We start from the raw sequence: 21,934 nt of genomic DNA, 5'->3' as shown, positions 1-21,934 counted from the left end.
CTAATAAGGTCCTCGCACTGATCTTGTTCTGCCAACGCCAAGCTGCTCGGCCGCTGCCGCTGAGTTTGGTTGTACCACTGTGGTGCTGGTGCAGTACCAAGCGAAGAAGTCATCTGATCGCATCTCTTTCTGCGCCCGGGTCCTACGGGCTGGAAAACAGGCCTTCCGGCGCCGGCACAACAGGCAGCGGTTTGCTGGCTGGTGCATGGGTGGTCAACGTGCACCCCTTGAAAGGTCCCTTGCTGTAGAACAGTGCCCGCATCGTCGGATCAGCGTGGTTCCTCCACCAGTCGGACATGCCGGTTCCCCCATCCAGCCTCAGAGTTTCCCACGCCCTCCACAGGGCGCTGAGGCGACTAACGGCCTCCGTGTGCGCCCACCAGCTGCTGCACCAGGTGAACTCCTTCTCGTGCCCCATCGGGTCCACGGGGCGGGCATAGTGATGGATGAGGAAGTCCGTCACGAACACCTCGAGGTTCGGGAAGAACAACTCAGGGCCAGCATCCGATGTGTCCGTCGAACCGTCCATCCCGTCATCCTCAGGCGTCCCGTGAACGAGCCGGTCGAATTCGTCCTCAGGCTGAAACGGCGACTGCATATCCATCCGTGATCTACTCCTTCACCATGGTCGACCACCGGTTGCCCCCAGCGGCGGCAACCGCTGGTCGCTGTACCTCTACCGGAGCCGGCGGGTTGGAACGGGCAGTCTCGAATGCGGCCACCTTGTCGGCATACGGGCGGGCGCTGATGGGTACAGTGCGGAGCAGGACGGCGCGGGAGCCGGAGCCGAGCATGATGGCACGGCCCTTCGGCATCGCGGCGAGATCCGCGACGGACAGGATGTCATCGGTGGAGTCCTGCCGGCTCGTGGACCGGCTGTCCTTCTGCCTCGAGGTGGACACCGAGGTGTACCGGTACTGGCCGACCAGCTCTGAGAGCATCTTCAGGAACCCCTCCTCCTTCACGTTGCCGCCGTAGGTGAACACGTTGGCCGTGGAGAAAAGCTTCTTCATGCCGGATTCCTCCCACACGTCGACGCCCTGAGACCAGGATTGTAGGAATGTAGAAACCACAATTCCTCGGGACCCGTAGTGGCTGTAGAGGTTCGGCAGGTTCCCCCACCGGCACACGTTCGCGGCCTCATCAAGCACGCAGATCATCGGCACCGCAAGGCGGCCGCCCGGCTGGGTTGCAGCGTATTCCTCGGCGGCCGTAGCCGTGGCCACCGTCAGGGATGTCACCAGAGGACCGGCAGTACCGGAGCCTTCCTTGGACAGCGCATAGAGGGTGTGCTTGCCGCGGATAAACTCCTCGGGCTTGAACTGCGGCCGCGGATCATTCGGTCCACTGGGGTTCACCCATGGGGCGATCTTTTCGTTCTTGAGGCACGTCGCCATCTGACGCGCGGTCCCGTAGACGCCCTCACGCTGCTTGTCCGGCAGCGCCATGGTGCTACCCATCGAGTCGGCTTCCTTCAGCCATCCCGATTCGAGGAGCAACGTTGAAGCTTCCTTCTCCTCGGCATGAGACAGCCACGTGTGGACCTGGCTGATAGGCCGGCCACTGACTGCTGCAGCGAGCAAATAGCCGGCCAGCAGGTCCTTGCCGGCGGTATCGAAGTAGGCGTCAGCTTTAGCTCCGACAGACCGCGACCCGAGGGCAAAGTTACTCGCCATTTCGATAGCCCGTTCGGCGTCGGTGACGTAGCTGAGCGGGTTCCACCACCAGGTGGGCTTCTCGCCCGCTACACCCTGTGGGTCGAAGATCCAGACGTCGCCGTTCTCGGCGCGGATGTCGCGGGTGAGGTCTGAGAGGTCGCGCTTGTTCGACGTCGCGATCACAGGCCCGGGTGCCTCGATGATCGAGGGCGCGGCCTGCGTCGTCGTCTTACCGGTCCGGGTGCCCCAGATGTGCAGGAGCGTGTCTTCCCAGGAAGCGTAGAGGGTGTTCCCTCCGCGCACCATGCGCCCGATCGTCACACCGGGAGCGTCAACGCCGAAGCGTGCGGCCTTGGCCTTGACCTGCTTCTCGGTGAACGGGCCGACGTCCTTTAGGGACGCCATGCGTACCGCCGCGCGGTCATGCTTGACGATCTTCCTGCCCTTGCGGATGCTGTGCACGATGAACAGCACGAACAGACCCAGCAGGAGGACGCCAGCTCCGATGAGGAGGTATATCTCCGTCGACCGCCACGGCAATGAGCCGGTGAAGTTCCCCAGTGACCGAGGCCAAAACCCGGTCGGCAGAGCCTCTGGGCGCGGTTCGAGCTGGTGGCCGAGGGTGTTGAGCCCATAGAGGGCACCAGGCACACCGACGAGGGCGAGGATGAGCACAACCAACAGTGCGGTTTCGCCGCCGAGTCCTGCTTTGTGCTTGCGGTCCAGTGAGCTCACAGCTCGCCTCGTTCCTCTGCAGCGGTGCGCTTAGCCTTGTGCCACTTCTTCTCGGTGTCATGGACACGCGACCGTCGCTCGGTGGGGGTGAACTCCATGGAGAACGGGATGCCGGCCCGCGAGCCGACCTTGATGAAGAACTTGCCCTGCCCCGGTGGGGGCTGGGTGGTGCGGTCGTCGTTGTACCAGGCGGCGTTGTCGTCGTCCTCGAGCCATGCGGCCAGCTCATCGTCCGTGAACGACTGATCAGTGCGGCGGAACACGTCGTCGTTCGTGTAGCGCATGGCGTCCTCGCCCGCCCGGTTCCAGGCGGGCGGGTCCTGCCACGCGGCAAGCTGTTCCTGCTCACGCATACTCAACGGCACCGACTGGGTGAGCAACGGCATCTCGGAACGGGCGAGGCCGCCAAGGATCTTGATGCCGCACCGGTCCATGATGCCCTGGGCCTTGTGGCGGTCCGCTTCGTCCTTGACCGCTTTAAGGTCCGACGGTGTGTGAGAGGCCATGATCTGGCCGACGCCCCACTCACGGTTCAGACGGGTGAGCGCGTTGACCTGATCCACGATGCCCGGGCCAGCAGCGAGGGTGTTCCACAACTCGTCAAGGATCACCAGGAACCGCTGCCGCTCGATCACGCCATCATCCGCCAGCATGTTCGAGGTCGTGACGGTCCCGAAGCCGGCCGACCAGCACGCCATCAGCGTCGCCGCCCGCAGGTCATTCTCGGCCTGCGAGATGCGGGAGAGGTCAAACGCCATCGGCGTCGTGGCGTCGATCTTGTGCGTTGACTGCCTGGAGAACATGTCCCCAAACGCACCCGCACCGCAGAGCGAGTTGAGCGAGCTTTCGAGGCCTTCGGTGATGGTGTCGTACCGCTCGTTACTGCCACGATCGAGCGCCACCTCCCGCACCTCGGCCGGACGTGCCTTCAGGACCGCCCGCAGGTCAGCCATCACAGGCACGGTTCCGGCAGGATTGTGTTCGGTTTCAAGAACCATCAGGCACCGGTCGAGGATCGATTCCTCACGCTCATCCAGCGGTTTTTTGCGCAGGATCGCGATGAGAGCCGCAATGAGGCCACGACGTCGTGCGTGCAGCTCGGTGAGCAGTTCCTCCCGCTTTACCGGAGACAACCGCTTGGCGGCGTCCAAGGCACCGGCATCATCGAGCGGGTTGATGTGCCCAATGCCGCGCCCGAGCGGCAGTCCCTTGCCGCCCAGCTTCTCAATCATGTCGATGTGCTCGCCTTTGATGTCCCCGAGGATCATCGGGTTCACCCCAAACGCGCACAGGCCGATCGCCATCCGGCGCAGCAGCGACGACTTGCCAAGGCCCGGGTTCGCCATGACGAACGCGGACGGGTTGGAAATCAGTCGGACGTTCTGGAACCACGAGATCGGGTCGCAGCACACCGGTTCGTTCGAGAGCAGATTTCGGCCCAGCGGTACACCCTCCAGTGGTGCGCCGCCACCCATCGGGAACGGATACAACCCGCACACCTGATAGTTCGTGCCGCGCATCTCCTTGACGGGGTGCAGCAGCTGCGCCTCACCCATCCCGCGGCCCTTGTACCCACGGGGGCCGGGACGCAGCGCAGCTTTCACCGCAGTGCTGCCCGTACGCGCTTTCTTGGCTGCCTTCTTACCTGTCTTCGTCCGAGCTTTCGTTCTCGCAGACGCATTGCCGGTCCTCGAGGTGCCCAGCTTGGCGAGGATTCGCGTCAATGCTCCGTCGTCGGTGGGGATGCCCGCTGCGGGGTTCAGTGCGGCCATTAGAGTGCGTCCCTTACGGTCTTGGGCAGTGCCAGGTGGTCAGGAATGACGATGCCCAGCGGCAAACCGGCGGCGAAGGTGGAGTCCTGCGCGCCGTAGGCCTCCTCGAGGCGGATACGAGCTGACGCGCCAAGGTTCTCGATCGCGGCCTCCGCTTCGGGCAGGTCCTCCTTGGAGCGGACCGTCGCGGTGACGATCATCGCGAAGTTCAGCAATCCTGCCCCATCGGCTTCTTCCTCGGCCGTGGCACGGGCCGCCCGGGTTTCCCGGGTATCACGCGAGGTTGCACGGTTCCGGGAGGACGCGTTGAACGTGGCCGTGTTGACGTCGTTTTCGACAAGCTGGGCGGCACGCGCCGGGTCAATGGGCCGGTAGAGCATGGTCACGCGTTTACGGATGACCTCAGGGGTTGGTGCGACGAGGGACTGCAGGACGTTCGCCTGGATGGTGGAGCGTGGCGGGACGGACATCGCCCACGTCTTCGACCAGGCGTTGTTGTGGTGGTAGCTGTTCCAGAAGGTGTCAGCTGCTTGTGGTCCGACTTCGTTCCAGTTCAGTGCGGGGGCCTTGCCTTCGGCGTGTGCACGGTCGAAGAGGATCGCTTCGGCCGGGTCATATGCCACCCGGATCACTTCGCACAGCTCCTGCGCCGAGAGAGGGGCGGCGACGCCGGCTCCGGTGTCACCGAGACTCAGGGTCAGGTTCGGCAGGCGCGCTGCGAGATCGTTGGCGACCTCATCGGCTTTGCGGATACGACCGCCAGGGCGCAGCGTGGCCTTGAACGTCACCGCGATGTACGCACGTGTCACGGTCGCACCGGTCGGTAGTGCCCGCACGGTCTCGTTCATGACGTCACGGGCGAACTGGGGTGCGTTCGGGTCCATCCGGTTCTCGACCTTGCGGGCGAGCCGGAAACCAGAGTCAGGTGCGGTCTCGATCGTCGCTGACGCGGCAATCAGGCCCGGCTCGTCGGTGAGCATGCCCAGCCAGTGCGACCACCGGTCAACCCAGCGGTTGATCTGCTCCTGATCGACCATGCCGCCGCCGTCCGGCTCCGAGCCCAGCACCACGGTGTAGTGGTTCTTCGCCGGGATGTGCAGCAGTGCGAACGGCCGGCCGTAGCCGTCGGTGTGCTCGCTGATCGTGGAGCGGGCGGAGATGCCCGGGAGCTGAGTGGTCCCGGTAGGGATGCGGCTGACCGGTCCTGCCCGGTAGATGTTCGCCCCGGCATAGCGGGCGTTCATCCATCCGAAGCGGCGCATGATGCGCTCGATCATCGTGCGTCCGTGCTTGTTCTTCTGCATCGACAGCAGGATCAGGACCCCGATCAGCAGCTCGAAGAGCAGGGCGGCAGCCCACTGGCCGAGCATCATCAGGACCACACCGACAACGACGCCGAGAATCAGGATCATTGTGCCGGCCGTCGACAGCCCGGCCAGACCCTTGCTGGTCGGCAAACGGTAGTTGCCGTAAATGCGTGGTCGGACGTCGGGGGTCTTAGCTTCGGTTTGCGCCATCAGTGCGGTCCTCGTTCCCAGTGTTGTTCGAGACTTCCTTCTTCATCTGCTGTGCCTGCTTCTGGATCTGCGAAGCGCCCTTCTCCAACGCAGCGCCCGCAATCCCAGCAGCACCAACGGCACCCGCAGCACCGGAGGCACCGGATGCGCCATTAGGGCCAGCCGCTTTCGCGCCCGAAGGCCCGCCCGCTGTCTGTGGCGGAATCGCACCCTGCCCGGAAGGTTTAGCCCCAGACTCTCCGCCGCCCGTGCCCGAGCCGGGCTGTGCGCCAGACTGAGCGCCTTCCTGGACGGCTCCCTTGACGGCTTCGCCGCCCTTCTTCACCGCTTGACCAGCGATCATCGCCGCCGCTACGGGAGGTGCAGCAGCAGCTGCACCAGCAGCCGCTCCACCGCCGGCAGCCGCACCAGCACCAGCGGTACTGCCAGCACCAGCCCCAGCGGTACTGCCTGCGGTTGAACCAGCACCAGCGGTACTGCCAGCACCAGCACCAGCACCAGCGGTACTGCCTGCGGTTGAACCAGCGCCAAGAGCCTTAGCTCCGCCGCCGGTCGCTTCGAGGGCCTTCGGTGCAGCACCATCACCACCGCCGCTACCACCGCCGCCTTCTGGCTTCGAGGATGACTTCTCCGATTTCGCGGGAGGACCCTGAGGTGGTGCCTGACTACCAAACCCTTGCCCGCCACGCTGTGTGCGGGACGCGCCCTGCGGGATTGCTGCCCCCAACGCCGCGACACCCATCGCGGCCCCGCCGCCTCCACCGGAGGACGACATAGCTCCAAGGGCAGGACTGAGGAAACCGATCAGGACCGGCAACGCCACCACGGCCGCGAGGATCAGCATGAGCCCTGCAGAGAACTGCAGGAGCGGTTCTGCGGAGAACATGCCGGAGGTCGTCATCTTGATCCCGGTCGCATAGATGAGTGCGGCAGCTGGCTTGTAAAAGGCAAAGGCCAGCGTCCACGCGATGATCTTGGCGAACCAGGTCTTGCCGGTCTCGGTATTCATGAATGCCGCCGACAGCGGCAGGACACCCGCAATGAGGAACAGCATCGCAGTCCGCAGAACCATCAGCATGATCTGCACAATGTTGATGATGATCGCGATCAATCCGCCGACGATCACGAGAATCAAGTTCCCTGCCAGAAACGCTTCTTCGTTGTCGACGTCCACGAAGCCCAGCAGTGCCTGAACGTCGGACTGGAAGTCATCTCCAATACCAGCGGCGATGATCTGCTCCGCGAGGGCATCCGTGGCACCAAGCAAGACATTGAGGAGGGCAACGCCGGATGCGCTGACGATAGCCAGGGTCAGCAGACCTTTGAGGAGATCCTGAGCGGGTTCTGCGCGTTGGGTCCACACCATACGCGCTCCAGCGATGATGATGCTTAGAGCCGCCACGCCCAGCGTCAGGTAGAACGTCTGGTCCTGGACGAACCCGACAGCCGGCGCAGAGTTGGCCTCTCGCGGTGGAACGATAAACCCGGCGAGGGCTACCGCACCGCCGACCAGGGTGGCCCCACCGAAGACGATGGTGGCCGTATTGACCAACCCTGCACCGTCACCACGGCGGGCGTTCGTCACCAAAGTGATCCCGAGGAGGATGATCGCGATGGTGCTGATACCCAACCCAATCCAGGTGGCATACTGCAAGATCGTTCCAACCTGCTGATCAAATGCCCCACCCGCCGCTGGTGCGTCCAAGCTCGGAGCGCCACCGTTGTCCTTGGTCAGGTCACCGGAATCAATCGTCGTCCACAAAGTGCCAAGCTGCGCGATCGTCGCGACAAGCGCGGACTGCACAGCATCAGCCATAGCCTCCATCGCGTCACCAGCTGCACCAGAGACGGCGTCCGAAATGCCATTGGCCGTTTTGCACCCAATGTCGAACATGTCGCAAGACTCATCGGTTGCAACTTCAGCCACTAGTTGGACCCCAAGGGATATAGCCGGACAGATCGGAGACTTGACCTTCAACAGGGCCACTGGAGCCGTCGTCCATGTACCTCACATACCAGTCGCCATCATTCCACTTCAGGAAGGCAGAAGTGGTGATGTACACGAGGCCAGAACCGGAATCACCCGAGGCTACTACTTCCACAGTTGCTTCATCGACGTCATATGACAGCAGGCGGAAGCCCTCGATCTTAATCGGAGGAGTTGTGGTGTCACCGGAGGCAATGCGGCGTTCGATCCGTTCTATGCCGATTTCCTTACCAAGGCCATCCAGTGACAGCGCTTTCGTGGTTTCAAGCAGTAGCTCTGGGTCTCCACTGGCAGCAAGCCTCCCGGCCAGCGACAGTAGCGCGCCCTCAGGCGTGTGGGAGTAGCAGGACCGCACACCGGTTTGTTCGTCCACATCACCTGGGCCGTGCTCGGCCGACGTGGGGGCAGCGATACCGCCAATGAACTCCCACTCCACATCATCAGGAGGGCTGGTCAGTGTCGTGCCGCCGTTTGCGTCTAGTCCGCACACTGATTCCTCAGACGCTACGGCTGGAGCAGACGTAACCGGTGGAGCCGCTTGGGTCTGAGGCGGTGGAGTTGCCTCGGACTCGTCGTCGTTGCCCACCCACACGAAGAGGATGATGCCCACGATGATAAGCAACAGGACGGCGACGGCCGACATGAGGAAGCGGGGCCCAGCCCACCATACGTTCTCGGATTTTTCGGTTTCGGCCATGACTACTCCTGTAGGTAGGACTGATCCTGCAGTGTGGTTAGGCCGTGCCGCCGCCGCCAGAGATGAAGGTCAGCAATGATGCGCCGCCGGAGATGATGGCCACGGCGAGGACGATCTTGATGATGCCGGAGATTTCCTGCGTAGTTTCACCGGAGCGTGCGTCGAAGGCCATTTTGCCGCCGACGACAAGGAGGCCCAGGACACAGATGCCCAGGGCGATCCACTTGCCGACGCCGACCATGCGGTTCCAGGCGTCTCCGATGCCGGGAGGGGCCAGAGGCCCGCTGTCGGGCAGGGGGGCTGCGTTGATCAGGACGTCCTGTGCCATGAGAAGAAGTTGCATGGGTTTAATTCCTTCCAGAATTAATGGTTTCGATGACCTCACTGAGACTTGTGAGGACTTTCCTTGGCTCGCGGGCCAGCGACTCGGGGTCGACTGTTCCTTCAAGCCGAAGCTCTTCAATCCACGGCAGCACCCACGTCTGTGGGACGCCGCCGGCGATGATGCGGGTCTGGTTGTGCAGTGCCCTCGGCGTCTTGCCCGGGGCGTCTGCGATCACGACAAGACCGCGTAGGTTGATGGTCGGGTGGGAGCCGGCGGCCCAGTCGCGAGCGGCGAGCTTGGCGGCCTCGAGGCCGCGATGATTCTGCCGGGCGACAAGGAAGACCTCAGCTGGGGGTACGGAAGGGTCGGCGTCTGAGCGGGACGGCCAGCGGTGGTGGCACGGTACACCGCCGAGAAGATCGGCCAAGGTGTTTTCGCCCGCCCCGCCGTGGACGCCGAGCCAGAAGGCTTCGGGATTGTCTGTGATGAAGCGAGCCATGCCCTCGCCCGCAGCGATGCCCAACAGCCCCTGCTGTGGGCCGGCAACGCCGCGCAATACCTCAACGGCGTCGCGGATCTCTGTCTCGGTCACCACAGGTGTTTCGACTGGCTCTTGCGTGACGAAGCCACTCCAACGATTGTCCATTTAGCTCTGCCCCCAACCGGCTTCCCATAGACTCGACTACTGATCATAGTAGGGCATTTAGAGGAAGGAAAAACCAGAATGAGAATAAACATGCACAACAGTGGTGAAAGTTTGTGTTTCGTGTATTGTTCCCACCATAGGAATCGGGGCGGTCATCGTGTCTAAAGCTCTTGACCGTCTCTTTGCTGATCTGCCCTCGCGACTCAGTGTCGATCAACTCACCGACATTCTTGGTCTCTCCGACAAGTCGGTGACCTATCGATGGCTGCGCGAAGGACGGGTTCCAGCGATCAGGCTAGGCGGCACCTGGATCATCTTTCGAGATGACATCCGAGAGCACCTAGAGGCGAGCTACAACACGCGCCCCGGTTTCAAGACAGCAACGGAGCACGATCCACCAGAAGATCTTGAGGGGACATGATGACGGCGGAAGCACTCACCAGACCGGTTTGCAGGGCAACGATCCGCGACGACGACACCGTGAGCGTCACGATCGACGCAGTGGAGAGGACGTTCGCTTCCATGCCGGAAGCCATCGGTTACCTCGCCAGCACGGCCGGGGACCTCGGACGTCCAGTGAAAGTCGCCGCCCTCGATCCATCATCGACGACGCAGCCGGAAACCCACCTCATCGTCAGCGAAGACGGTTCCGTTGACGCAGACAGCAGTGTGCCAGCGAAGAAGCGACCACCACGTCGAATCACTCCTGCCCCGGGTCAGAGTGCACCCTCCAGCTCCTCCGTGACTCCGGCGACAGGGGAAGACGCCGATGCTGTCTCGCGCGCCCCCATCGAAGCTCTTCCTATCTTCGACACCGCCGCAACGATCGAGCCCGCACAACACGAGCCCGCCGATGCTCCAGACAAGGCAGGGCGTCCTGTGCCCGTCACAGGAACAGTCCCTAAGTCGTCGCCCGAGCCGAGGGTGACCCCCGAAGCCGGCCTGCAGGGAACGGCCAGCACAGCCATTCAGGTGGAGCCTGGAGACGCCCGGATTCAGCTTCGCCCCGAGGTGCGAGCCGAAAAGGCAGCTGCCCCTGCGCGTGTTGGCTGGAGGGGTTGGTTGAACGCCACGTTCAAGGCAAACCTCACCGCGTCACCAGCTGAGCAGGCCAGCCGTGAGCGTCGGGCACGCATCCAGCGGCCATTGGAAACCCACTGCACGATGGCCGTAGTCCAGCTCAAAGGTGGGGCGACGAAGACCACCGTCGCCTACCACCTGGCCGCGACCTATGGTCGTATCCGCGGTGGCAATATCCTTGCCGGTGAGTTCAATGAGAACCAGGGCACTCTCGGTGAGCGCGCTCTCTCAGGTGCGCACGACCGCAGCACACTGGACCTCATCCGGAACCTCGACACCGTGACCCGCCGCACCAGTGATCTCGTGCGCTACATCCGGCCGCAGGGCGATGACAGGATCCACGTCCTCGCTTCTCCTCCCGAAGGTGCTGACCGCCGCCGCGTCGACGGCACGTCCGTGAAAGCCGCCCACGATGTACTGCTCTCGCTCTACAACCTGATTCTGCTCGACACCGGCAACTCCGCGCAGGCCTCCACCTGGCAGGCCGCCGTCGACGTCGCGGACTCGCTCGTGTTCGTGGCCCAGAACAAGGCCGACGACTTCAAGCTTCTCGAGGCGACCATCGAAGGCGTCAAGGCCCAAGGGCACGCAGGGAAGTTCGCCCGTTCCATTCTGGTGATCACCAATACCGCGCAGCCGAACGCCGAGCGTCTCGCACAGCTGCAGGAGTACGGGACGAGCATCGGCCTCGCGGCCGTCATCGTCGTCCCCTTCGACCGGTCCCTACAGGAAGGGCAGGACTTCGACTACGAAGCCCTGAACCCCGCCACGCGCCAGGCCTACGAGGAAGCGACAGCAGCCCTCACCGACCAGCTCTAAACAAGCGTTTCTGCGGTCTCAGTTTCGGTCTCGAAGTACGGGTTAGGAAGTCATGGCAAGGGGGAAAGCCATTGGGTGCGGCCTCGCTGCGCTCACCGTCGTGCCACTGGGCGCGGTCCTGGCCATGACGATGCTTGTGGCCGGCATCGCGGAAGACGAAGAGGCTCAGCTCGAGCCCGCGTCCTGTGTGGTCTCCGACGATGCCACGGCGGAGCCCGGTGCCGTGCAGGCCGTCCCCAACGGTTGGGGCCCCCTCGTGGAGACAGCAGCGAAGGAGGCGGGATTGCCAGCCAGCGTCGTCGCCGCACAGCTGAACCAGGAATCCGGGTGGAATGAGAATGCCACCAGCCCCGTAGGAGCCCAGGGCGTCGCGCAGTTCATGCCAGCAACATGGGCGGCCTACGGGCAGGGCGGCGACCCGTTCTCCGCTAGCGATGCCATCCCCGCCTACGGCCGCTACATGGCCGGCCTGAAGCAGGAAGTCCAGTCGGTCGCCGGTGATGACGCGAACCTGCTCGTACAGCTCACCCTCGCCGCGTACAACGCCGGCCCGGGGGCGGTGCAGCAGTACAAGGGGATCCCGCCGTATCAGGAGACTCAGAAGTACGTCAGCTCCGTCCTCGACTCAGCACAGAGCGGGTTCTCGATGGACTGCAAGGCACCGACCGGTGGCAAGCCATGGGACGGTGACCTTGGAGACGGCGAGTGGACCACTCCCCTACCCGGTGGGGCGTTCACCTCCGGGTACGGCGGGCGGAATGTTCCGGGCCTGCCCGCGTGGGCGCAGAACCATGTTGGCGTGGACATCGCGACCCCCGGCACCGGCCCCGGCCGCGGCCGCGGCGGGACCGTCGTCGCTCCGACGGACCTGCGGATCACCGGCTTCAACGACAAGGACGGCTGCGTCATCGCCAAGGAGAACGGCGACGACCCCAACTTTGGGTTCGCGTTCTGCCACCTGAACGCCTACGCGGTGAAAAAGGGCGACGAGCTCAAACGCGGAGACATCATCGGCACCGAGGGCAACAAAGCCGACCTCGGCAACGTCATTACGCACCTGCACTTCGAAATTTACGCCCCCGACGCCCCCGACGTCGTGTACCCGTACCAGGGCTACAACATCGATCCCGAACCGATCCTCAAGGAGAAAGGTGCGTGGCCTGAATGAGCCTCAGTCACCGACGTCGCATCACCGCGGCAGCCCTGTTCCTGGCAGTGCCCCTCACGCTCACCCTGACCGCCTGCGGCAACGATCAGGCAGGGGCGACGCCCAAACCGACGCCCACGACCGTCTACGAGGGCTCCTACACATCAGCTGCAGCGAAGGACATGATCGGCAACGGCACCTTCGCCCAGCCCGAGGACGCCGACCGATCTGACGTCGAGTCCACGGCAGAGGTTGCTGCCCTGATGCTCCACTCGTGGGACACCACGACCGACAAGACCCAGACAGCCGCCGCCATCCGCGCCATACCGCTGATGAGCAACGAATGGGCGACCAACCAAATCGAGCCCGAACGCAACGCCAACCAAGGCGCCTGGCTGGAACCATCCCAGCACCAGGCCTACAGCGCCCCCAGCGTCGTTGCAGCCCCAGGCGACGTCTCCCAGGACGTCGCGGCCGACAAAGCTATCCGCGCCTACGACGTCAGTTGGCGCTGGATCAGCCGTGACGGCGAAGAACTCACCGCCAGCGGCCGCCAAATCGTCACAATCTACCTGGAGCAGCACGACGACCGTTGGGACGTCGTCGGCCACCAATTGCAGGACATGGGCCGATGAATAGCGAAGAACAGCTGCGAATGTTTTGCGACACACCTACAGTGGACGCACCTAGGGCCTCTCCTAGTACTAGGTTAAGTTTCATGGGTCAGACACTTCGCCGCCCTCGCGGCTCCGCAGTAGACACCGTGCAGGTGAACTACAAAGTGCCCAAAGAGTGCAAAAGCAGACTGGAAGAGGTCTCTAAACGCATGGGAGTGAGTGCTTCGGAGGGCCTTGAGAAAATTCTCATGCACCTGGACCTAGACGCAGACGGCCTTCCCATGTGGGTTGACCGTGACCAACTACCGGAGGCTTTGCCCATGGCTAAAGCCAGTTAAAACAAGAAGGCCCGCCGGAGCGGGCCTTCTCATATTCAATTCTTTTCAAGCTCTACACCGTCGGATCCGCCAAGACACTCGGTGAAGGGCTCAGACAAACACACCCTTAGTGCGTTCGCGTGCTACCTAGTGAAAGCATACACCGAGTGTTGCAAGCCCTTCCAGTTTTTAATCCCGCGCCACGCCGGATGGATTCTCCGTCTGCTGCGTGGGTTTTGGCTCCGTTGATCGCGGGTCAGCCCGTGTACCGGGCTGGTCGATGGATCGGTAATCGGTTCCAGTACCCGCGGCCGCGCACCCCATTGAAAATTACGCGGGCCGTGCCGAAGGCACCGGCTGCGGTGCTGATCCACGGCGTTGACGGCTCAGTGCGCACCTTGTGCCTCGACCTGGACACGTCCAAAGCCCGCAAGGCCGTTGTCGATGATGATGCTGCACGGTTGGGAGTCCTGCTCAGTACAGCCGGCCTTGCCTACGTTGAAGACTTCTCCCCTAGTGGCGGTCGCCACCTCTACGTTCCACTGCAGGAGCCCGTTACCGCAGGCGAAGCCCGCGAAGTGATTGAAGCCCTCGCGTTCCGGGCGCCGAGCCTGGATGCGAATCCGCACCAGAACGTTACCGACGGCTGTATCCGTGTTCCGGGATCCGCCCACAAGAGCGGCGGCCACCAAAACCTCATCACACCCCTCACGGATGCCTACGGCATCCTCACACTCCGGAACCCGCCAGGAGCGCTGGCCAAGCTCCGCGAGGATCTTGCGCCTGAGCTGTACCGGGCGCGGCGCCTAAAGCGGACGGGACAGACCCGCGCCGCGGCCACTACCGCATCCCTAAAGGCGCACCACACCCATGGTGTGCGCCAGGATAAGCAGGCGCACTGCACTGACTCGCACCTGCGAGCCGTGGCCCGTACCGGACTGTACGACACTGCCAGATATGCCAGCGACTCCGAGGCCCGCATGGCGGTCCTGAACCACTTCGCGGCGTGTACCTGGACCGTAGACCAGGTACACGCCGGCATGGCCGACGAGTACGCGGGTCTCGCCGCCCTCTACGGCACCAAGACCGAGCGGCTGCTGCCCATCGAATGGGCCAAAGCCCAAGCCTGGACCGCCAAACGCACACCCTCGAAAGCACCCTCCCAGCAAGCGGAGCGAAGCTATGCACGTATTAACAACACAAGCCCTACTTATCTCACGGGGGGCAGCTCAAACCCAGCAACATCGCAAAGCTCTGATTCCATTCACCAGCTGGTGAATGATCTAGAAAATGTTCTCTACGCCGCTCTCGACGTCAGACTCCAAACTCTCGGTCGAGCAAGCATCAGCCTCCGATTCCTCATCCGCGCCGTCCTGGCCTACTTGCGCACCAACCAGACCAACCTCCTCGACGTCGGCTGCCGCACTTTCGCGGTCGCCCTCGGCAAGGACCACGTCACCATCGCCCGCCTCCTCCCCTTGCTCGAGAAGGCGTCAGCAGGGGTCCTCACCCGCGTCGATCGCGGCCGAGGCCGCAACGCCGACACCTACCTCGTCCAACTCCCCCGCGAGTTCGAGCAAATCGCCCGCGACCACACTTGGCGCAAGGGCAAAATCCACGCCATCCGGCCCGTCTTCCGGGTGCTGGGCGACGTCGCCGCACTCACCTACGAGGCCATCGAACGCGCCCACCACTCCCCCACCACCGCTGACCTCACCCGCTCCACCGGTATCTCCCGCACCGCCCTGCGCGACGCACTCACCGGCATGGAAACACTGGGCATGATCCGCCGACACCACGGCTCCTGGCAGGCCGTGGTGTCCACCAACCTCCTGCAGCTCGCGGACCGGCTCGGAGCCACCGAAGACCGACAGGAACAAATCACCCGTTACCGCCACCAACGCGCCGCCTGGCACGCCTGGCTCGACCGGCACCTGGTCCCCCAACTCGAAGAACACGAACTGTACGACCAAGAGATAGACGAATACTGGCTTCCACCGATCGAGGACGAGTATGAGCATCAACGCTCCCTGTGGAACGCGGCCTAGGCTGAGGCCCAGGAGACCTTGGCGAGTGGTGATGGCTGGAGCAGCCATCACCCTGGTTGGCATCGTCGCTATCTTCGTCTTTGGTTTTAGCAGCGAAAGGGTGATCACGGGGATGCGGCGCCGGCTTCGGAGTCCTTATCGGGTCAGTGGTAAACAACCGTGGCGCTTTGGCCCATAACCGCCCGCGCCCCCGCTTACGACACGACGCCGATCAGACTGCTAGGTAGCCACTCGCCGCCCAAGCCTCCTGTCCACAGGGGCACGGCAAAAGCTCCCCCACGCTCCGCTGCTTTTTCCGCACATAGGATGGACAGCTGGAACCTGGGAATCAGGTCCAGTAGAGAAGCCGGTATGCGCCGCTCCAGCTCCTCGGTGAACCACTCGGGGTGGTCAAATTTCATTACCCTTGCGTACAGTCCCAGTAAGTAGCACCATGCGACTGCAACGGGGGTTCACCGACAGCTTTACCCACACATGGACGGCTTTGAGCTCAATCCTCCGGGCTCCACCCGCCCACCTGTGGATAAAGGACCCGCGGTAAGAACAGAGCACCTTGATACGTGTGTGTAAGCCACGACAAGGGTATGAAACACAGACGGTAAAACAGTAAAGTTAACACGAGCTTTAGGCCATAAGTACACCATAAACACGTGTGAAAATAGTTAGACCACTAAGGTTGCCGGTAGTAATAATTGTGCTGTAAACCAACAAATGTAAAGTAGGCTAGAGGTTGGTTGTTAGCGTGTGTGTAACCCAAATACCGTCGGCGCGCTTACATTTTAACCAATGCACACGCTCATATACTTGCCAATAGAAGGCAAAGCACGCTCATCTACTGGAGGATCCCTTGGCTAGATCACTGCAAGCCGAGCGCAACACAAAACGCCACGACTCGGCGGCTATCGATCGCACGGTGGCCTTTGCTAACGGCAAAGGCGGCGTCGGCAAGACAACCACTGCAGCTAATGTGGCCGGATATGCCGCGATAGCGGGAGCGAAAGTGCTTGTGATCGATCTCGATCCTCAGGGTGACCTCAGTCGCGACCTTGGCTACGAATCGGCGTCAGGACAGGGTCTTTTCAACGCCCTTGTTACTGGGACAACCGCACCCGTACTTAAGGACATACGAGAGAACCTTGACGTCATTCCCGGCGGTCAAGCCCTCGAGGACATCCAGGGGCTCATGTTCTCCCGATCCACACGAGCAGATGCTGGAGACTTCGGTGACATGCTCCATCGAAGCATCGAGCCCCTCGCTGAAGATTATGACCTCATCATCATCGACACGCCACCGGGGGAGCGGACCCTCGTCGAAGGTGCTTTCGCAATCGCCACCGCAGTTGTCATTCCCACCAAATCTGACGAAGCGAGCATCGACGGGGTCGAACGAGTTGCACGCCGATTTATGGCAGTAAGGGAACGAAATCCGAACCTTCAACTTGCCGGGGTCGTTCTCTTCGGCGTCGGACCACGGTCTCTTCGCCTCGAACGAAGTGTCAGAGAAACCCTCGAAGAAATGCTCGGTACAGTCGCGCCCGTCTTTGCGACCCGCATAAGGAGTCTGGAAAGTGCCAGTGCCGATGCCCGCAAGAAGGGATTGCTTTTCCATGAGTTGGAAGGAGCAGTCACTCAGGCGCAGAAGGATCGCCTGAAAGCACTTAGAGCCGGGATTAAACCATCTGACGGATTCTTCTCACGTAACGCAGGCGGTCTGGCGGAGGAGTTTGAAGCACTCACAGGAGAAATCCTGTCCCGCCTCAACGAAATCGAAAGCGACGACAACCAATGAGCCCAGAACGCCACAACCTCGCCGAGGCCTTCCAGCCCGCACGCGGCCGCAGCCTTGAAGGGCTTTTGGCGCCAAAGCGCAAGAAAGACGCCGAGGACGCACAACCTCGCAAACCAGCAATGGAACCAAGCACACCTCCTTCCAAAGCCGAGCAGCAGGAAACCCCGATCAGCGCGAAGACAGCTGGGAACGAACCAGATGTGGCACCTGCGCAGGCTATCGATGGCTCAACACGAAATGTTGGCGTGTATCTCTCGCCGGAACTACTTGCAGAGGTCAAAGGACGTGCACGTTCCGAACAGATTACCTATGCCGACCTCCTCGTAGATGCTTTTGAAGCCATCGCCCCTGCTGACCTGACCCGCGAGTTTTTTCAACCGACGGAACAGTCTGTTAGCGGTATGCCCCGGCGTGTCCGCCGTGCCAGGGGAACGGCCGGCATTCAGATCCAACTTCGGCTTGACGACCGGCAGATTCAATGGCTCGACGAACAGGTGACAAACCATTCCGCGCCCTCCCGGAGTGCCCTCGTCTCCACTGCCTTTCGTCTCTATCTCAGCACTTAAGTGCATTATCAATTGAGGTGCTGACGTAGTCGACGGATGGAAGAGAGTCATGATGGACAACAAGATCGCGTCTGCACAGGACTCCTCGCCGGCGGCGGGCTCCCCTGAGCGGTCCTGCGCTTAGTTTCGGCCTGTCACCGGGCTGCTCCTTCGTGACACCGGGGTATTTTCGTTTTTGCTGCTGTCCTTATTTGATGATGCATCCCCGCTCCGCCCCGGCACCTCCGTTTGTGCTGAGCATGACGCCCAGACCAAGGTGCTCGGCGCTCCTGGTGTCGCTTATTTCCTCCTAGAATTCGAAACGACTTTGCACCTACGGCGTTGAGCACTGCTTTGACGGGAACGGGTGAGCGAGCTTGCCAGCAGACAAAAAGATGAGGGGGAGAGGCCGCTGCTGGACCACAATAGGCCCACCGCCCAGCCGCACCGAAGGACCAACACGGGGCCCGAGGAGGATTGGTACGGAAGTCCACGCTGATTGAGTATCTTCACGATCAGATAACCGTCAACGCGTGATGGGGCGTTATTTACGTCTGGTTGGGGTGTACGCTAACCGGACGTCAGGAATAAGGCTCGATAGTGTCAGAATAGAGTCCGTTCTGAATTTGCCTGACGTCCGTGTTTCAGGCTCTAAGGGCTTACCCTGACACTTCGCCGTAGGAGGCACCGTGGCCGGTCAACGTATTGGGTATGTCAGGGTCAGCAGCCTGGATCAGAACCCCCAGCGTCAGCTGGAAGGCATCGAGCTGGACAGGGTGTTCACCGACAAGGCCTCCGGAAAAGATACGAAACGCCCAGAACTCGAGAACCTGCTGGTATTTGTTCGTGAAGGCGACACTCTGGTGGTACACAGCATGGACCGTCTCGCCCGGAACCTTGATGACCTTCGCGCGCTGGTGCAGAAGCTGACAAGGAAGGGCGTCCGTGTTGAATTCCTCAAGGAGAACCTGACGTTCACCGGCACGGATTCCCCGATGGCGAACCTCATGCTCTCCGTGATGGGGGCGTTCGCTGAATTCGAAAGGGCACTGATCAGTGAACGGCAACGGGAAGGAATCACTCTGGCGAAGCAACGCGGGGCGTACCGCGGCCGCAGTAAATCACTCTCACCCACCCAGGCAGCCGAACTGCGGGAACGTGCCAGCGGCGGGGAACAAAAAACCAGACTGGCACGGGAATTTGGAATCAGCCGGGAGACTCTCTACCAGTATCTGAAAGCCGAGCAAGTGAGCTCACCGGAGAGCAACCTTGACAGTGCAGATCACTCCTGACATCCAGCGCAGACCGCTCGGGAAATGACAACGAAAACATGCACAGCAGCAAAACCCGTCATGATCTTCGGGGTTGCGCCCTTGCCCACTCGCCACGCCCACGACAACACCGCCGAGAACCGAAAGTCCCGCCATCCAAAGCTGACATCGGCACCGGTACCTGCTAAACGTGAATTTCCGTACCGATCCTCCTCAGACCCCGACGCCATCGCCTCCGTCGTGCGCAGGTCCGTGACCATCGAGCACGAGATCGAGGGTCTGCCTGAGGGCCTCGTGCTCCAGGACGTCACGGTCCAGGACGACGGCTTCCGTGCGAACCTCCGGGGGGAAGACGTCAAGCTCACCCCATAACATTTCCCGCCCTGGAGGGCTAGGGCATCACCAACTGGCCGCTCCTCAGCCCCGCACCACAACCACCACAACCGCCGAACCTGTCCCATTACCGTCACCCCGACGGGCCGTGGGCTCTGGAAACGTGGCATACCCAATTGTCGATGGACTACTGATACACCTGCCCCGCCCAACTCGGCCAGCTTTTTGGGTCGGCATCAAGATCGATGCCACGCAACCGGATCAAGCAGACATGATCCACTAGCTTTGCCACAGCCCAGAGACTATGGGAACGTCCGTCGCCGTGCGAGGGAATCCGCTGCAGCACGACATCGAGATCAACCGTGGACAGTTCCCACTCTTCCTTCACGCTCCCGTCATCAGCCCAGAAGTAGACGCGGTATGTCGGTGTGTCAATCTCCAACGTCGCATCACGTGGTCTATCAAGTGGGCTTCCATGGGCCGACCGTACTGCTTTACATCGATTCCGTCACGCCCGTTCGCCGGCCCCTGATCGTGACAGCAGCAGTGACTATAGGATTCGTGATTTTAGGTGACTAGTTTTGCGTAGACGACGTAGTTGTCGTCGAATTCGCCGGTGTCGGGGTCGTAGCCGTCGCAGGTGATCAGGCGTAGTTCGGATCCTTCGGTGTTGCCGTAGACGGTTTGGGTGGGGAAGGCGTCTTTGGCGTATTGCTCGCCATGGTCGACGGTGAAGGTTGCTGTGGTGCCGTCTTCGCGGAGCACGTTGATGGTGTCGCCGGCTTTGAGTTTGCGGAGGTCGGCGAAGACGCCGGGGCCACTGTCGGTGGCGTTGACGTGTCCGAGCAGGACCGCGGGTCCGCGTTCACCGGGTGTGGGGGAGTCGTTGTACCAACTGGCGGGTGCGCCTGGGTCACCGGGCGGGACCTCGAGCGAGCCATTGTCGCGCAGGCCGAGGCTCAGTAGCTCAGATCCCGCGCCGATCGCGGGGACGCTAAATGAAACCGGGGCTGATTCTGGCAGGACCGGCAACAGGACCGGTGCGGGTGCGGGTGTTCCGGGTGCGGGGGCTGTGGGTGGTTGAGTCGGGGCTGGCACCGCGGGTGTGGGCGTAGCGGAAGCGGAGACGGACGGCGCTGCCGTTGTTCCTTGGCTTTGGGCGGGGGTGTTGGTGGCGCAGCCGGTGAGGATGAGAACAGCGACCGCCGCAGAGGCCAGATGGCTTCTGCGACGGTCGCTGGGTGAACTAATCATGTGAGGAATCAGGTCCGATCAGTTCGTCATGCTGGTGCTGTGTTGGCTGCTTATGCCTTGGTGTTGCTGCGGCGAACCAGGAAGGTTCCGCCGGCTGCTGCTGCCAGGACCAGGCCGCCACCGAGGGCGAGGACGGCGGTGTTGGAACCGGTTTCCTGGGCGACACCGGTGTCGGCGCCACCTTCAGGCATGTCGCCCATCTGTGAGGCTACGAGCACTCCACACAGTGCCGGTGAAGTGGCGCCGAGGGGCAGTTCTGGGGCGATGTCGCTGGGTGAGTTGAATACTTCCTCGGAGACCCCGGCGGTTGCTGGGTCCAGGCCGTGGACGACGACGACGGCTTTGCCGGCTTCGAGTCCTGCCTTGGTTTCAGCGTTCAGCTGCACATCGTCGCGCTGGATCTGGTAGCTGCCGCCCATGCCGGCGAGCTCGAGGTTCAGGCCTTCTTCGGGGCCGGTGGCTCCGCTGGTGGTCAGCGTGGTGGTGATGGGGCCGTAGGCGGGATTGCCGTCGGTGGTGTTGAGGATGCCGTCGCCGTTTTCGTCCTCAGCTGGGGTGGGGCACTCACCTCTAGCCTCTTCGCCGGTGTGGATGTGCTGGACGTGGGGGTATGGGGCGTCCATGAAGGTTTCGCCGAGACCGGAGACCTGCAGGTCCACGGCAGCTGTGTCACCGTGGACGTCTACGGTGATGCTTCCCGTGCCGGTGGTGCCGTTCAGCTGGCCCAGGGTCGAGGAGTAGGACTCATCTGCTGCCATGGCGGGCGACGATGCCATTGCCAGGGCGCCAAGGGCCAGGGTAGGTACTGCAAGGAAACGCATTGCCTTATTCATAAGATCAATTCCTTCACTGTGCGTATGTACGCACCAGATCTGGTGCGCTTACTACGTAATTCGGAGCGTTCCGCAGTATGGATTGGTTTTTCCCACACAATTCACACCGGAGCACGTGACGCCGCTCGTTGAGAGTGGCTTCTGTTCACTGTAAGCAGGACAAGGCCCTGTTGGGAAGCGCTGTGGTGTGACACATGGTGCGGGTGAGGTTTACCTGATAGGGGATAATCGTCCATTCGAGCCACTGCGGGTTACCCGATCGCGGAGTAAGACTAAGCAGCCAAACCGGGTGGGTGAGGTGTGTTCCATGTTGCTTTTCAAGCGGATGAGCCGGGACTGCCCAGGGTTTGGTTGACACCTGACCTGTGAGGATTTGTTCTCACTGGAAGGATGTCAATTATGGCAAAGGCATATCCGAAAGAGTTCCGCGACGACGTCGTGGCCGTGGCCCGGAAGGGCCAGTCATCGATGAAGCAGATCGCAAAGGACTTCGGGATCTCCGAAGGATGTCTGCATGGCTGGATGAAAAAGGCGGACATCGAGG

Annotated in this window: 20 protein-coding genes; 10 read left to right on the top strand and 10 right to left on the bottom strand. The window is 62.1% G+C overall.

Going from position 1 to position 21,934, the window contains the following annotated elements; all coding sequences use genetic code 11:
* Positions 1–142: 142 nt before the first annotated feature.
* From IWX75_RS15825 to IWX75_RS15790, 8 genes are all read right to left on the bottom strand, one after another.
* Positions 143–604, bottom strand: a complete 462-nt coding sequence (locus IWX75_RS15825) for a DUF4913 domain-containing protein (protein ID WP_334684407.1) — start codon at positions 602–604, stop codon at positions 143–145.
* A 7-nt stretch (positions 605–611) separates the two neighbouring features.
* Positions 612–2,393 (bottom strand): type IV secretory system conjugative DNA transfer family protein, encoded by a 1,782-nt coding sequence (locus IWX75_RS15820; protein WP_196823224.1) that lies wholly within the window; start codon positions 2,391–2,393, stop codon positions 612–614.
* A complete protein-coding gene (locus IWX75_RS15815) occupies positions 2,390–4,165 on the bottom strand; it encodes an ATP/GTP-binding protein (protein ID WP_196823223.1) in 1,776 nt (591 codons plus the stop codon). Before IWX75_RS15815 ends, IWX75_RS15820 begins: the two co-directional genes overlap by 4 nt.
* A complete protein-coding gene (locus IWX75_RS15810; protein WP_196823222.1) occupies positions 4,165–5,682 on the bottom strand; it encodes an SCO6880 family protein in 1,518 nt (505 codons plus the stop codon). The genes IWX75_RS15815 and IWX75_RS15810 overlap by 1 nt, the downstream gene beginning before the upstream one ends.
* Entirely contained in the window at positions 5,663–7,498 is a 1,836-nt protein-coding gene (locus IWX75_RS15805; RefSeq protein WP_196823221.1) for a hypothetical protein, read from the bottom strand. The genes IWX75_RS15810 and IWX75_RS15805 overlap by 20 nt, the downstream gene beginning before the upstream one ends.
* A gap of 103 nt (positions 7,499–7,601) precedes the next feature.
* Complete coding sequence (locus IWX75_RS15800; protein ID WP_196823220.1) at positions 7,602–8,366, bottom strand: hypothetical protein; 765 nt, start codon at positions 8,364–8,366, stop codon at positions 7,602–7,604.
* Between the two features lie 37 nt (positions 8,367–8,403).
* Positions 8,404–8,709, bottom strand: a complete 306-nt coding sequence (locus IWX75_RS15795; protein WP_196823219.1) for a hypothetical protein — start codon at positions 8,707–8,709, stop codon at positions 8,404–8,406.
* A gap of 4 nt (positions 8,710–8,713) precedes the next feature.
* Positions 8,714–9,283 (bottom strand): DUF6668 family protein, encoded by a 570-nt coding sequence (locus tag IWX75_RS15790; protein WP_196823218.1) that lies wholly within the window; start codon positions 9,281–9,283, stop codon positions 8,714–8,716.
* 211 nt (positions 9,284–9,494) lie between these two features.
* Between IWX75_RS15790 and IWX75_RS15785 the strand changes: the two genes are divergently transcribed.
* The 9 genes from IWX75_RS15785 (at position 9,495) to IWX75_RS15745 (ending at position 19,342) form a co-directional block, all read left to right on the top strand.
* A complete protein-coding gene (locus IWX75_RS15785; RefSeq protein ID WP_196823217.1) occupies positions 9,495–9,758 on the top strand; it encodes a helix-turn-helix domain-containing protein in 264 nt (87 codons plus the stop codon).
* Positions 9,758–11,236, top strand: coding sequence for a MinD/ParA family ATP-binding protein (locus IWX75_RS15780; protein WP_196823216.1), 1,479 nt, complete (start codon positions 9,758–9,760; stop codon positions 11,234–11,236). The genes IWX75_RS15785 and IWX75_RS15780 overlap by 1 nt, the downstream gene beginning before the upstream one ends.
* Positions 11,237–11,288: 52 nt before the next feature.
* Positions 11,289–12,404: a transglycosylase SLT domain-containing protein gene (locus tag IWX75_RS15775; protein ID WP_196823215.1), complete on the top strand. Its 1,116-nt coding sequence runs from the start codon at positions 11,289–11,291 to the stop codon at positions 12,402–12,404.
* A complete protein-coding gene (locus tag IWX75_RS15770) occupies positions 12,401–13,018 on the top strand; it encodes a hypothetical protein (protein ID WP_196823214.1) in 618 nt (205 codons plus the stop codon). Before IWX75_RS15775 ends, IWX75_RS15770 begins: the two co-directional genes overlap by 4 nt.
* A 640-nt stretch (positions 13,019–13,658) precedes the next feature.
* The gene (locus IWX75_RS15765) at positions 13,659–15,365 is read left to right on the top strand and encodes a hypothetical protein (protein WP_334684406.1); all 1,707 of its coding nucleotides are present in this window, start codon (positions 13,659–13,661) and stop codon (positions 15,363–15,365) included.
* 847 nt (positions 15,366–16,212) lie between these two features.
* Positions 16,213–17,154, top strand: a complete 942-nt coding sequence (locus IWX75_RS15760; protein ID WP_196823212.1) for a ParA family protein — start codon at positions 16,213–16,215, stop codon at positions 17,152–17,154.
* Complete coding sequence (locus tag IWX75_RS15755) at positions 17,151–17,720, top strand: ribbon-helix-helix domain-containing protein (protein ID WP_196823211.1); 570 nt, start codon at positions 17,151–17,153, stop codon at positions 17,718–17,720. The genes IWX75_RS15760 and IWX75_RS15755 overlap by 4 nt, the downstream gene beginning before the upstream one ends.
* 668 nt (positions 17,721–18,388) lie before the next feature.
* Positions 18,389–18,991, top strand: coding sequence for a recombinase family protein (locus tag IWX75_RS15750; RefSeq protein ID WP_196823210.1), 603 nt, complete (start codon positions 18,389–18,391; stop codon positions 18,989–18,991).
* A gap of 24 nt (positions 18,992–19,015) precedes the next feature.
* Positions 19,016–19,342, top strand: coding sequence for a hypothetical protein (locus tag IWX75_RS15745; protein WP_196823231.1), 327 nt, complete (start codon positions 19,016–19,018; stop codon positions 19,340–19,342).
* Between the two features lie 528 nt (positions 19,343–19,870).
* On the opposite strand, the gene IWX75_RS15740 is transcribed toward IWX75_RS15745, so the two are convergent.
* Both IWX75_RS15740 and IWX75_RS15735 read right to left on the bottom strand, forming a co-directional pair.
* Entirely contained in the window at positions 19,871–20,557 is a 687-nt protein-coding gene (locus IWX75_RS15740) for a class F sortase (RefSeq protein ID WP_196823209.1), read from the bottom strand.
* A 50-nt stretch (positions 20,558–20,607) separates the two neighbouring features.
* Entirely contained in the window at positions 20,608–21,390 is a 783-nt protein-coding gene (locus IWX75_RS15735; protein WP_196823208.1) for a CHRD domain-containing protein, read from the bottom strand.
* A 399-nt stretch (positions 21,391–21,789) separates the two neighbouring features.
* On the opposite strand from IWX75_RS15735, the gene IWX75_RS15730 reads away from it, so the two are divergent.
* On the top strand, positions 21,790–21,934 hold a 145-nt coding region (locus IWX75_RS15730; protein ID WP_196823207.1), incomplete at its 3' end, for a transposase.

Origin of the sequence: Arthrobacter sp. CAN_A6 (genome assembly GCF_015751715.1) — a bacterium.
GTDB lineage: Bacteria > Actinomycetota > Actinomycetes > Actinomycetales > Micrococcaceae > Arthrobacter_D.
Note: the sequence above shows the minus strand (reverse complement) of the source record. Positions and strands in the feature narration are given on the sequence as shown.

What these genes read in the sequence shown, in the direction of transcription:
- IWX75_RS15825 (WP_334684407.1), bottom strand. Translation starts at nt 604, where the DNA reads ATGGATATGCAGTCGCCGTTTCAGCCTGAGGACGAATTCGACCGGCTC.
- IWX75_RS15815 (WP_196823223.1), bottom strand. Translation starts at nt 4,165, where the DNA reads ATGGCCGCACTGAACCCCGCAGCGGGCATCCCCACCGACGACGGAGCA.
- IWX75_RS15810 (WP_196823222.1), bottom strand. Translation starts at nt 5,682, where the DNA reads ATGGCGCAAACCGAAGCTAAGACCCCCGACGTCCGACCACGCATTTAC.
- IWX75_RS15805 (WP_196823221.1), bottom strand. Translation starts at nt 7,498, where the DNA reads ATGGCTGATGCTGTGCAGTCCGCGCTTGTCGCGACGATCGCGCAGCTT.
- IWX75_RS15800 (WP_196823220.1), bottom strand. Translation starts at nt 8,366, where the DNA reads ATGGCCGAAACCGAAAAATCCGAGAACGTATGGTGGGCTGGGCCCCGC.
- IWX75_RS15795 (WP_196823219.1), bottom strand. Translation starts at nt 8,709, where the DNA reads ATGCAACTTCTTCTCATGGCACAGGACGTCCTGATCAACGCAGCCCCC.
- IWX75_RS15780 (WP_196823216.1), top strand. Translation starts at nt 9,758, where the DNA reads ATGACGGCGGAAGCACTCACCAGACCGGTTTGCAGGGCAACGATCCGC.
- IWX75_RS15775 (WP_196823215.1), top strand. Translation starts at nt 11,289, where the DNA reads ATGGCAAGGGGGAAAGCCATTGGGTGCGGCCTCGCTGCGCTCACCGTC.
- IWX75_RS15770 (WP_196823214.1), top strand. Translation starts at nt 12,401, where the DNA reads ATGAGCCTCAGTCACCGACGTCGCATCACCGCGGCAGCCCTGTTCCTG.
- IWX75_RS15755 (WP_196823211.1), top strand. Translation starts at nt 17,151, where the DNA reads ATGAGCCCAGAACGCCACAACCTCGCCGAGGCCTTCCAGCCCGCACGC.
- IWX75_RS15745 (WP_196823231.1), top strand. Translation starts at nt 19,016, where the DNA reads ATGACAACGAAAACATGCACAGCAGCAAAACCCGTCATGATCTTCGGG.
- IWX75_RS15740 (WP_196823209.1), bottom strand. Translation starts at nt 20,557, where the DNA reads ATGATTAGTTCACCCAGCGACCGTCGCAGAAGCCATCTGGCCTCTGCG.
- IWX75_RS15735 (WP_196823208.1), bottom strand. Translation starts at nt 21,390, where the DNA reads ATGAATAAGGCAATGCGTTTCCTTGCAGTACCTACCCTGGCCCTTGGC.